General features: G+C 68.6%; 3 protein-coding genes. All 3 read left to right on the top strand.

The annotated features are described in order from the left end of the window. From ABGB14_RS13930 to ABGB14_RS13940, 3 genes are read left to right on the top strand one after another with little or no spacing between them, the layout of a single operon-like run. Nucleotides 1-6,237, top strand: coding sequence for a protein kinase (locus ABGB14_RS13930; protein WP_347644025.1), 6,237 nt, complete (start codon nucleotides 1-3; stop codon nucleotides 6,235-6,237). After that, nucleotides 6,237-9,131 (top strand): DEAD/DEAH box helicase, encoded by a 2,895-nt coding sequence (locus ABGB14_RS13935; RefSeq protein WP_347644026.1) that lies wholly within the window; start codon nucleotides 6,237-6,239, stop codon nucleotides 9,129-9,131. The genes ABGB14_RS13930 and ABGB14_RS13935 overlap by 1 nt, the downstream gene beginning before the upstream one ends. Continuing rightward, nucleotides 9,131-13,261, top strand: a complete 4,131-nt coding sequence (locus ABGB14_RS13940; protein WP_347644027.1) for a DNA methyltransferase — start codon at nucleotides 9,131-9,133, stop codon at nucleotides 13,259-13,261. Before ABGB14_RS13935 ends, ABGB14_RS13940 begins: the two co-directional genes overlap by 1 nt. The last annotated feature ends 5 nt before the right edge of the window (nucleotides 13,262-13,266 follow it).

A 13,266-nucleotide genomic window follows, 5' to 3' on the forward strand; every position in this document is an offset into this window, starting at 1 on the left:
GTGAACCCAGACATGGTGGCGGACCGGTTCCGGCTGAAGGGTGCCATCGGCAAAGGCAACATGGGGGAGGTTCACCGAGCCGAAGATCTTCAGGCGCACGAAGACGCCGACAACCGCATGGTCGCGGTGAAGCTCATCCTCAGAAGCCGCCTCGGCATGACCTCCGGCTCCCCGGTCGAGGAGAAGGCCATGCAGCGCTTCGCTCGCGAGGTGCGCATCATGGCCCGGCTCGACCATCGCAATCTTCCCAGGACCATCGACGGCGGCATGGACCGTTCCGGCCTGCCGTACCTGGCGATGGAGCTCCTCGATGGCGAATCTCTGCGCGACCTCGTCTCCGAGCACCCCCAGCTGCCCATCTCCTGGGCCGCCGCCCTGGGCGCGCAGATTGCCGACGGGCTCGCCGCAGCGCACTCGGCCGGTGTCATTCACCGCGATCTCAAGCCCGCCAACGTGATGCTGCTGCGCGGCGGCCTGATCAAGGTCCTCGACTTCGGCATGGGCAGGATCATCGGCGACAGCGAGCACATCAAGGTGACGAGCACGGGCGTCACGGTCGGCACGGCCCGCTACATGGCCCCCGAACAGTTCCGCGCCTCTTCCGTCACCCAGGCGGCGGACCTCTACGCGCTCGGCTGCGTGCTGTTCGAGCTGCTCACCGGTGTTCCCCCGTTCCATAGCGAGTCCGCGTACGAGCTGGGCCAGAAGCACCTCCAGGAGGCGCCGCCGCCCGTACGGTTGCTGCGCTCGGACGTGCCCCAGGACGTGGCCCGGCTCGTGGAACGGCTGCTCGCCAAGGACCCTGCCGACCGTCCCGCCGACGCGGTCGCCGTCCGGGAGGCTCTGCTGCCGTTCGCCTCGGGCGAGGACCAGGTTCCGGGCTGGGACGCCTTCGACCCCGTCAACCACCTGGCTGCCAGGCCGGCCGAGCGGCCCGCCGCTCGCGCGGCTGCTCCCGAGCCCCGCCCGGCAGGCTCAGGTATGGACGTCTTCGGCGTGCATCAACGGCTCATCAAGGACTACCGGGCTTTCACCGAAGGCGGCACGATCATCCGTGACGACCGGATCGCGGCCTTCGTCGAGGAGGATCTGGACGGCAAGTCCCAGTGGCCGGACCCGTGGCTGTCGCTGAACCCGTTCTTCAAGTCGGGTGGCACCGTTCTGGAGGCGCATCAGAACGGCATCCTCCACGAGGAGTGCACCCGCATCTTCCAGGTCGGCAAGACCGAGGGGGGCACGGTGTGCGACGGCCGTCCGCTGACGCTGCACCAGCACCAGCTCGAAGCCGTCAGGACCGCCCGGAGCGGCGGCTCGTATGTGCTGACGACCGGCACCGGCTCCGGCAAGTCGCTGTCGTACATCGTGCCGATCGTCGACAAGGTGCTCAAGGACCGCGAAGCGGAGGGGGCGGCGGCGCGCAAGCGCGTACGCGCGATCATCGTCTATCCGATGAACGCCCTGGCCAACAGCCAGCTCAACGAGTTGAGAAAGTATCTCACCGACGGCTACGGCGAGGGCAGGGAGCCGGTCACCTTCGCCCGCTACACGGGTCAGGAGGACGAGAGCCGCCGTAAGGAGATCCGCGACAACCCGCCGGACATCCTGCTCACCAACTACGTGATGCTGGAGCTGCTGCTCACACGGCCGGAGGACCGCCGGTCGCTGATCAAGATGGCCGAAGGGCTGGAGTTCCTGGTCTTCGACGAGCTGCACACCTACCGCGGCCGGCAGGGCGCCGACGTCGCCCTGCTCATCCGCCGGGTCCGGGAGGCGTGCCGCGCCGAGCGCCTGCAGTGCATCGGCACCTCGGCGACCATGGCGACCGAGGGCACGGCCGAGGATCGCCGCGAGGCGGTCGCCCGCGTCGCCACGACGCTCTTCGGCACCCCGATCACCCCTGAGAACGTGATCGGTGAGACGCTCGTGCGCGCCACGGAGGAGCCGCCGGATACCGTGCCCGTCGAACGGCTGACCGCCCCGGGCGCTCCACGCGCCTATGACGACCTCGTCAGGGATCCGCTGGCCCGCTGGATCGAGACCCGCTTCGGCCTGGCCGTCGACGAGGAGGGCCGGCTGGTCCGGCAGAAGCCGGCCAAGATCGAGAACGCCGCGGCCGAGCTCGCGGAACGCAGTGGTCTGGGCGCGCAGACGTGCGCTGAGGCGATCAGGGCCACGCTGAAGGCAGGCTCGGAGGCCAGGCACCCGGTCACGGAGCGTCCGCTGTTCGCCTTCCGGCTGCACCAGTTCCTGTCCAAGGGCGACACCGTCTACGTCACCCTGGAGGACGCGCAGAGCCGTCACATGACCCGCGACTACCAGCTCTACCAGCCGGGTTCCGGCGGCAAGATCCTGCTGCCGCTGGCCTTCTGCCGCGAGTGCGGCCAGGAGTACCTGACCGTGTGGCGCACGGAGAAGGACAACAGCATCGTGTACGGCACGCGCCCGGAAACCGCTGCCACGGCGGGCCGCGCCGGAGACGGCTATCTCTACATCGACTCCACCCGGCCCTGGCCGTCCACCGTTGAGGAGATGGTCGCCCAGCGTCGCCTGCCCGAGTCGTGGCTGGAGTTCGACGAGCAGGGCGGGGAGGTCGTGCGCGACTCCTACCGTCCCAGGGTCCCGCGGGCGGTGACCGTCGACCCGTACGGCGTCGAAGGGCGCGGCGAGCTGAAGGCCGCCTTCATTCCCGCGCCGTTCCTGTTCTGCCTGCACTGCGGGGTGAGCTACGAGCAGGTCCGTGGCAAGGACTTCGCCAAGCTGGCACGGCTCGACCAGGAGGGCCGCTCTTCCGCCACGTCGCTGGTCTCCGCCTCCATCGTCCGATCGCTCAAGGAGGTGCCGGCCGAGGCGCTCGACAAGAGGGCCCGCAAGCTGCTGACCTTCGTCGACAACCGGCAGGACGCCTCCCTGCAGGCGGGACACTTCAACGACTTCGTCCAGATCACGCAGCTGCGCAGTGCGCTCTACCACGCGGCCAGGGCGGCGGGCGAGGAGGGCATCCGGCACGAAGATCTGGCCTCCCGGGTGTCGGAGTCGCTCGGCCTGGCCGTGACCGACTACGCCAAGGGCGACGACCTGGCGCCGTCGATGGCCGCTCGCGCCGCCAAGACGCTGCGTGACGTGATCGCCTTCCGTCTCTATCTCGATCTGGAGCGCGGCTGGCGGGTCACCATGCCCAACCTGGAGCAGACCGGCCTGCTGGTCATCGACTACGCCGACCTCGACTGGCTCGCCGCCAACGACCAGCGGTGGGAGGCGGCGAAGCATCCGGCGCTGCGGCAGGCCGAGGCCGGGCGCCGTGCGGAGATCATGCGGGCGCTCCTGGACGAGATGCGCCGTGCGCTGGCCATCGACGTCGAGTATTTCCGCGAGGACTTCGACAGCCTCCAGCGTGCCAGTGAGGAGCGGCTGATCGAGCCGTGGCGGCTGGCCGAAGGCGACAGGCCCAAGGTCGGCACGGCCTACCCGCAGGGCTCGCGGCCGGGCATCGACCGGTCGGGCCTGTTCCTGTCCGGGCGCGGCAAGTTCGGTAAGTATCTCAGGCGGCTGCACTTCCCGAAGCTGTCCATCGACGACACCCAGCAAGTCATCGTGGACCTGATGAAGGTGCTGGCCACAGCCCAGTTGCTGACGACGGTCGAGGCCGCGCCGCAGCGGGCCGGCTGGAGGCGCCGTCCCGCCGGCCCGCCGATCACCGGCTACCGGGTCTCGGCCGCCTGTCTCCTCTGGCGGGCGGGGACGGGCGAGACGGGCTGCCATGACCCGCTGACCCGCACCTACGCCAGCGGCGACGGTCCCCGGGTCAATGTCTTCTTCCGCGACCTGTACCGCGACACGGCCGCCGCCCTGGCCGGGCTGTCGGCCCGCGAGCACACCGCTCAGGTCTCCCCCGAGGAACGGGAACGGCGTGAGGACGCCTTCCGCCGGGCGGATCTGAAGCTCCTCTACTGCTCCCCCACCATGGAGCTGGGTGTGGACATCTCCGAGCTCAACGCCGTGATGATGCGGAACGTGCCGCCCACGCCCGCCAACTACGCCCAGCGCAGCGGCCGAGCGGGCCGGTCGGGCCAGCCCGCGCTGGTGACGACCTACTGCGCTACCGGCAACAGCCACGACCAGTACTATTTCCGCCGCTCCGAGCGCATGGTCGCGGGAGCGGTGGCGCCGCCGCGGCTCGACCTGGCCAACGAGGACCTGGTCCGGTCGCACGTCAACGCCATCTGGCTGGCAGAAGCCCGGCTCAAGCTGGGCAACACGATCCCGGGCATCATCGACCTGAGCTACGACGAGAACGTCCGCCGTCCCGACCCCGCGCTGGCGCTGCACTCCACCATCGACGCCGACATCCACGAACCGGCAGCCCAGCGGCGTGCCGTTGCCGCTGCCCGCCGGGTGTTCGGCGGGGTGCTGGCCGACTTCGCCGAGACCACCTGGTGGCACGACGAGTGGATCGAGGAGCAGGTCCGTCGCGCCCCGGAGGCGTTCGACCGGGCGTTCGACCGCTGGCGCGACCTGTTCCGCGCCGCCCTGGTCGACCAGGCGGAGCAGAACCGGCGCCGGCTCGACCACACGCTCACCGAGCGCGACAGGAAGATCGCGGAAAGCCGCCGCAAGCAGGCCGAGACCCAGCTCGACCTGCTCAAGAACGAGAGCGTGGACAGCAAGTCGGTGTTGTCGGACTTCAACCCCTACCGCTATCTCGCCAGCGAGGGGTTCCTGCCCGGCTACTCCTTCCCGCGCCTGCCGCTGGCCGCCTACATCCCGACGGTCGGCCGCCGCTACGGCGACGGAGACTATCTGCAGCGGCCCCGTTTCCTGGCCATCCGCGAGTTCGGCCCCGGCGCGCTCATCTACCACGAGGGTTCGCGCTATCAGGTCGAGCGGATCCAGCTGCAGCCGGACGCCTCGGGCGATGTGATCACCACCGACGCCCAGCGCTGCGCCTCCTGCGGCTACCACCATGACATCAGTGAGCGGGCCGACCGATGCCAGATGTGCGACCAGCCCTTGGGCGAGACCACGCGCGCACTGCTCCAGCTCCACACCGTCTACACCAAGCGCAGGGAGCGGATCTCCTCCGACGAGGAAGAGCGGCGCCGGGCGGGTTTCCGGCTGGTGACGTCCTACCGGTTCAACGACCACGGCCGCCGCACCGGCCGCCGGGACGCGATCGTCGGCGACCCGGCCGGGAAGATCGCCACGCTGTCGTTCGGCGACTCGGCCACCGTCCGCATCTCCAACCTGGGCCGGCTGCGCGCCAAGAAGGACGAGCCGGACGGCTTCTGGCTCGACCCGGCCGACGGCCGCTGGCTGAACGAGCGCGAGGCCTCCGAGGCGTCCGGTGACTCCAGCGAACTGCCGGTCGTGGACGCCGACGGCAACGAGAAGCGGCAGCGCAAGCGCGTCATCCCGTATGTCCAGGACACCCGTAACATTCTGGTGCTCAAACTCGATGAACCCTTGCCCGCGCCGGTCGCGCTCTCCCTCATGTACGCGCTCGAACGCGGCATAGAAGCGGCCTTCGAGCTGGAGGACTCCGAGCTGACGAGCGAGTTGCTGCCGCCGGTCGAGGGCCCTCGGGACCGGATGCTGTTCACCGAGGCCGCCGAGGGCGGCGCCGGCGTGCTGCGCCTGATGCAGTCCGAGCCGCGCGCCCTCGCCCGCGCCGCAGCGGAGGCGCTGGCGATCTGCCACTTCGCTCCCGACGGCGCCGACCTCTGCCACGCGCGCTCCGACCGGCCGTGCGCCCGGGGCTGCTACGAGTGCCTGCTCACCTACGGCAACCAGCTCGACCACCCCGCGATCGACCGGCACTCGGTCCGCGATCTGCTGCTGCGCCTGGCCGGCGCCGAGGCCAGGACGACCGGACGGGGCGAGAGCCGCACCGAGCAGCTGGCCCGGCTGGTCGGGCAGTCCGAGAGCACGCTGGAAGGCGACTTCGTGACCTGGCTGAAGCAGCAGGGCCTGCGGCTGCCCGACGAGGCGCAGACCTTCGTCACCGAGGCGCTGGCCCGCCCCGACTACGTCTACCGGCTGCCCGGCGTCAAGGTGGCGGTCTTCGTCGACGGCCCGGTCCACGACCACGCGGTGGTCGCCGAGCGGGACGCCGAGGCGGAGGAACGCCTTTTCAACGCGGCCTGGGACGTGATCCGCTTCCCTCATGACGCCGACTGGGCGGCCATCGTGGCCCAGAACGAGCGCTACTTCGGCACCCTGACGACGCGAGGAAACGCCTGATGCCCGCCTACTCCCCCGGTTCGCTCGTCTCCGCGCGCGGCCGCGACTGGGTCGTGCTCCCCGAGAGCGCCGATGACCTGCTGGTACTGCGCCCGCTGGGCGGCTCCGACGACGACGTCGCCGCCGTCTTCCCGGCGTTCGAGGACGTGGGCAGCGCGCGGTTCGCCCCGCCCTCCCCCAAGGATCTGGGCAACCAGCGCGACGCCGGGCTGCTCCGCTCGGCGCTGCGCATCGGTTTCCGCTCGGGTGCCGGGCCGTTCCGTTCGCTGGCCGGGATCGCGGTCGAGCCGCGCGCGTACCAGCTGGTGCCGCTGATGATGGCGCTGCGCCAGAAGACGGTGCGCATGCTGATCTCCGACGACGTCGGCATCGGCAAGACCGTCGAAGCCGGCCTCATCGCCGCCGAGCTTCTCGCCCAGGGCGGCGCGGAGCGCCTGGCCGTGCTCTGCTCGCCCGCCCTGGCCGAGCAGTGGCAGGAGGAGCTGCGGACGAAGTTCGGCATCGACGCCGAGCTGGTGCTGGCCTCGACCGTCTCCAAACTCGAACGCGGCCTGGACCTGGGCCAGTCGCTGTTCGACCGGCACCCGAACGTGATCGTCTCCACGGACTTCATCAAGTCGACCCGGCACCGCGACGACTTCGTCCGGCACTGCCCCGACCTGGTCATCGTGGACGAGGCGCACACCTGCGTGGCGGCTGACGACGCCGCCGCGTCGACCCAGAACCAGCTCCGCTACGAGCTGCTCCAGCGCGTGGCCGACGACGCGGGGCGGCACCTGCTGCTGGTGACCGCCACCCCGCACAGCGGCAAGGAGAGCGCGTTCCGCAACCTGCTGGGGCTCATCAGGCCGGAGCTCGCCACCGTCGAGCTCGACTCGGAGGCCGGGCGGCGGCTGCTGGCCCAGCATTTCGTCCAGCGCAAGCGGGCCGACGTGCGGCAGTTCCTCACCGTGAACGACGGCCTGGCCGACGACAGCCTGCGTGAGGACACCTCCTTCCCGTCCGACCGCCACTTCAAGGACGAGACGTACCGGCTCTCGCCCGCGTACCGGGCGCTGCTCGACGACGCGATCGCCTACGCCGGCGAGCGCGTGTCGGCGGCGGGCGAGCGCGGCAAGCGGGAGGCGCGCATCGCCTGGTGGTCGGCGATCGCGCTGCTGCGCTCGCTGGTCTCCTCTCCTCGCGCCGCCGCCCAGACGCTGCGCACCCGCTCGGCCGCCGCGGTCGCCGCCACCGCCGAGGAAGCAGACCGGCTGGGCGCGCCGCTCACCAGCGACGCCGCCGACAGCGATGCCATGGAAGGGCTCGACGCCGCTCCGGGAGCGGAGATCGACGGGGCGGGAGCGCGGCTGGCGCACCTGGCCGACCGGGCGGCCGAGTTGGAGGGGCCGGAGCAGGACCGCAAGCTGGCCGCCCTGGTCAAGCACCTCAAGGCGCTGCTCGCCGACGGCTACAACCCGATCGTCTTCTGCCGCTACATCCCCACGGCCGAGTACGTCGCCGCGCACCTGAACGGCAAGCTGGGCAAGAAGACGGTCGTCAGGTCCGTCACCGGCACGCTGTCACCCCAGCAGCGGCTGCAACGCATCGAGGAGCTGGCCGACGAAGCCGGCGACGACGGCGCCGCCCGCCGGGTGCTGGTCGCCACCGACTGCCTGTCGGAGGGCGTCAACCTGCAACACCACTTCGACGCCGTCGTCCACTACGACCTGGCCTGGAACCCGACCCGGCACGACCAGCGCGAGGGCCGCGTCGACCGCTACGGCCAGAAGAAGGACACCGTCAGGGTCATCACCCTGTACGGCAGCGACAACGGCATCGACGGCAAGGTGCTCGAAGTCCTCATCAAGAAGCACCGCCAGATCCTCAAGGACCTGGGCATCTCCGTCTCCGTCCCGGACGCCGCCTCCACCGGGGTGACGGACGCGCTCGTCGAGTGGCTGCTGATGCGCGACCAGCGCCCGGACCAGGAGGCGCTGTTCGGCCTGGAGGAGCTCGACCGGAAGGCGGAGGAGCTGGAGTCGGAGTGGAACTCGGCCGCGGAGCGCGAGCGCACCTCCCGCTCCCGCTTCGCCCAGCGCTCCATCCACCCGGAAGAGGTCGCGCGCGAGGTCGCCGCGATCCGCGACACCCTGGGCCGGTCGGACGAGGTCCACGATTTCGTCCGGTACGCCCTGCCCGCCCTCGACGGCGTGCTGCGCGGCGACGGCCCCGGTGACTTCACGGCGGACGTGAGCGGGACGCCGGCCGGGCTGCGGGACGCGCTCGCGCCGGTCGTCGGCGGCGACGCCGTCGAGCTGGGCCGCGCCATCCCGTTCCGGGCCACGGCGGCCGTGGCGCGCGGCGAGGCGGCGCTGGTGCGCACCGACCCCGTGGTCGGGGCGCTGGCAGGATACGTGCTCAACACCGCGCTGGAGAGCGACCGCAACGGCAGGCGGGCGGCCAGGCGCTGCGGCGTGATCCGCACCAACGCCGTGGCCACCCGTACCACGCTGCTGCTGGTGCGCTACCGCTTCCACCTCACGCTGCCGTCCCGGTCGGGCGAGAAGCAGCTCGTCGCCGAGGACGCCCGGCTGCTGGCCTTTCAGGGTTCGCCGGCGGGCGCCGAGTGGCTGCCGGACGAGGAAGCTCTCAAGCTGGTCGAGGCGAGCGCCGACGACAACACCGATCCGGTGTTCGGCGAACGCACCATGGCGCGCGTGCTCGACGGCCCGCCCGCCACCGCCGACCATCTCAGGGAGTACGGCAAGCGGCTCGAAGCCGAGCTGCACGACTCCCACCGCCGCGTCCGCAGCGCCTCGGGCGAGATCATCCGTGGCCTGGACGTCACCGTGCAAGATCCCGCCGACATCCTCGGCGTCTACGTCTACCTGCCCGCCGGAGGGGTCGCCTGATGTCCGCCGTCACCCGCAACCAGGTCTTCTCCGCCGTCCACACGGTCGGCGGCCTGCTTCCCTCCGACATGCTGATCCGCATCTCCGAGGGCAAGGACGTGCCGGGCTGCCTGCCCGCCGACTACAAGGTGTACGGGGCCCGCTCGGTGCGTGATGACGCCGAACGGCACTGGGACTATCTCAAGTCGGTGTGGAAGGAGCTACGGGGCACGCTTCCGGTCGCGCCCGAGGCCGCCGCCCCGGCCGACCCCACCGGTGTGGCGATCTCGCAGTGGCTCGCACCGCTCTTCGCGGAGTGCGGCTACGGCGACCTGACCGCCAACGGCGCCGCCGGCATGCCGTCCGACGACGGCGGCAAGACCTTCGCGATCAGCCACCGTTGGAACCACGTCCCGATCCATCTGATCGCCTGGAACGCCGATCTGGACAAGCGCGCAGGGGGCATGATCCCGGCACAGTCGCTGGTGCAGGAGTTCCTGAACCGGACCGAGGCTCATCTGTGGGGCGTGGTCACCAACGGCCGGCGGCTGCGCCTGCTGCGCGACTCCAGCGCGCTGGCCACCGCCTCCTACGTCGAGTTCAACCTTGAGGCGATCTTCGACGGCGAGCTGTTCAGCGAGTTCGTCCTGCTGTACCGGCTGCTGCACTACTCCAGGTTCAAGGTCGAGGAGAACGAGGCGCCTTCGGCCTGCTGGCTGGAGAAGTGGCGTGTGGAGGCGATCGCGTCCGGCACGCGGGCCCTGGACAGCCACCGCGACGGCGTTCAGAGGGCCATCACGGCTCTGGGCACCGGCTTCCTCAAGCACCCGGCCAACGAGCGGCTCCGCGCAGAGCTGGACGTGCACACGTTCCACGCCGCGCTGCTCCGGCTGGCCTACCGGCTGATCTTCCTGTTCGTGGCCGAGGACCGCGACGCCCTCCACCCGCCGGGCACCAGCGAGCAGACCCGCGAGCGTTACGAGAAATACTTCTCCTCCGCACGCCTGCGCCGCCATGCCCTCCGCCGGCGCGGCACCTCACACACCGACCTCTACCAGGCCCTGCGGATCGTCCTGGACTCCCTGGGCGACGAGAACGGCCGCCCTGAGCTCGGCCTGCCCGGTCTGGGCGGGCTCTTCGACGACACCGGGGCCGACGCCCCGCTGCGGGGTGCGGCGCTGGCGAACTCCTACCTTCTGGAGGCGATCCGGCACCTCGCCCGGGTCAAGGACGACGGCTCGACCCGCTGGCGGTCCGTCGACTACCGGAACATGGGCGCCGAGGAGCTGGGCTCGATCTACGAGTCACTCTTGGAGCTGGTGCCTAAGCACAGCGCCGTCGACCGCACGTTCGAGCTGGTCAACCGGCTCGGCAACGACCGCAAGAAGACAGGCTCGTACTACACGCCCAGTTCGCTGATCGAGACCCTGCTCGACTCCACGCTCGACCCGGTCATCGACGACGCGCAGAAGCGCGGCGAGGCCAAGGCGGCGGCTGCGGGCTCGCCCGACCCGGCCGATCACATCGTCGCGGAGTTGCTCTCGCTGACCGTCTGCGATCCGGCCTGCGGGTCCGGCCACTTCCTGGTGGCCGCCGCGCGCCGGATCGCCAAGCGGGTCGCCGCCGTCCGCGAGGGCAACCCTGAGCCGACGCTCGATGCCGTACGGCATGCGTTGCACGAGGTGATCGCCCGCTGCGTCTACGGCGTCGACCTCAACCCGATGGCGGTCGAGCTGGCCAAGGTGTCGCTCTGGCTGGAAGCACTGGAGCCGGGCAAGCCGCTCGGCTTCCTGGACGCCCACATCAAGCACGGCAACGCCCTCATCGGGGCGACGCCGGCGCTGATGCGGGACGGCATTCCGAGCAAGGCGTTCAAGGCGGTCGAAGGAGACGACGAGAAGTACGCGAGATTCCTGGGAAAGCAGAACGAGCAGGAGCGCGCCGGACAGGGCGGGCTGTTCGAGCTGAGCTCGGACGGCAAGGTCGCCAACACGGCCTTCGCCGCCGGCCTGCGCCGGATCTCCACCGCGCCATCCGACAATCTGAAGCAGGTCCACGCCCAGGCTGCGGAGTACCAGGCCTGGGAGAGCTCACCGGAATACCTGGACGCGCTGCGGGTGGCGGATGCGTGGTGTGCGGCGTTCATGTGGCACAAGACCAAGGACGCGCCACCTGCGATCACGCACAACGTCTTCCGCAGGCTCCAGGACTCGGACGGGGATCCCGTCCCTGACGCGACCCTGAACGAGATCGAACGGCTGCGTGAGGAGTACCGGTTCTTCCACTGGCACCTGGCCTTCCCGGACATCTTCACGGTTCCGGAACACGCGACAGCTGATGCGAACTCGGAAACCGGCTGGGCTGGTGGCTTCACTTGCGTACTGGGAAATCCGCCGTGGGACAAGCTCGACTTCGAGGACAAGAAGTATTTCAGCGTGGTCGAGCCATCGATTGCGGCCATCTCCGGTATAGCGCGCCGTACAAAGATTGCCCAATGGACGACGGAGAACTCCGACGCTGGCGAAGAATATTGGGCCGCACGCCGCCGAGTGAAGTCGACATTCCTATTCGCCAGCGGGTCTGGAATGTTCCCTTTCTGTGCCAAGGGTTTGTCGGCCAAAGGGGTCACAATGCTCCAAATTGACCAGCTTTTTGCCGAGCGTTTTTCCTCGATTGTCACCTCTCAAGGCCGGACCGGCTGCATCATCCCCACCGCAATCGCCACCAGCGCAGGCGCACAATTCCTATTCGGCAACCTCACTCGGCGCGGCGCAATTTCATCTTTGTATGACTTCGAGAACCGAAAGCCGATTTTCGTCGGCGTGGACTCCCGCTACAAGTTTTGTCTGCTTTCGATGACTGGACAAGGCATGCGCGAACCAGCGGCGAGGTTCGCCTTCTTCCTACTGGATGCTACCGACCTAGACGACACCGGTCGCACCTTTAAGCTGAGCCCGGACGAGATCACACTCCTTAGCCCTAATACCGGGAACCTTCCTATTTTCAGGTCGCGCCGCGACGCCGACCTTACTGTCGCGATATATCGCCGCCTTCCTGTACTTTGGGATGAGTCCAAAGAGAAAAATAACCCTTGGAATATCGATTTCGTGCCGACGCTCTTCCATATGACCGATGACTCGGACATATTCCGAACACGAGCTCAACTGGAGGCCGACGGCTGGGAGCTACTCGGAAATATTTTCACACGAGACGATGAGCGAATGCTGCCACTATACGAGGCGAAAATGGTCAACTTTTTCAACCATCGCACCGCCGACGTCATCAAGAGCGAAACTGCGGTTAATCGGCAGAATCAACCACGCTATTTGACCCAAAGCGAGCTCCAGAACCCGAACCGGTTTGCACTTTCGCTAAACTGGGTCGTCGATAAAGGAGCGGTCCCCACACGCCGCAAAGATAAGGATGTCGAAATCCCAGGCGTCTCGGTACGTCTGGATGGCCTGAAATGGGATAACGAGTGGCTTTGCGGCTGGTGCGACGTTACCTCGTCAACCAACGAGCGCACGGCCACACCTGCATTCATTCCACGAACCGCCGTAGGACACACTTTCCCACTGATGCTTCCACACGTCCCGCCGACGCTTACTGCAGCGCTCATCGCTGCGCAAAGCTCTCTGATCTTCGACTTTGTTAGCCGCCAGAAGGTGGGCGGTATCCATATGGCTCTCATGACTTGGAAGCAGCTTCCAGTTCCTACGCCGGACATGCTGCAACTACACACCGCCTTCCTCGTGCCTCGGGTTCTCGAATTGGTATATACCGCTCATGATATGGTCTCACTCGCTTGCGACCTCGGAGATTTGGGCGCGCCGTTCCGATGGAGCGATGACCGACGCGCACAGATCCGGGCCGAGTTGGACGCCTACTTCTTCCACCTCTACGGGATCGCCCACGACGACGTGGAATACGTCTTGGAGACCTTCCAGTCCGAGACCGGCGGGCTCAAGAACAACGAGATCGCCAAGTACGGCACTTACCGCACCAAGGACCTCGTCCTGGCCGAGTACGATCGCATGGCCACGGCGGGGCTCAGCCTTGACACCCCGCTCATCGACGGTGAGAAATACGCTTCAACCCTTACTCCCCCGCCCGGCTACGGCCCCCGCCACGCCGGACCACCGAATGCTTAGGCACT

Source organism: Nonomuraea sp. B10E15, from assembly GCF_039871615.1.
Classification (GTDB): Bacteria; Actinomycetota; Actinomycetes; order Streptosporangiales; family Streptosporangiaceae; genus Nonomuraea.

Coding starts and splice junctions, on each gene's coding strand:
- ABGB14_RS13935 (WP_347644026.1), top strand. CDS start 6,237: ATGCCCGCCTACTCCCCCGGTTCGCTCGTCTCCGCGCGCGGCCGCGAC.
- ABGB14_RS13940 (WP_347644027.1), top strand. CDS start 9,131: ATGTCCGCCGTCACCCGCAACCAGGTCTTCTCCGCCGTCCACACGGTC.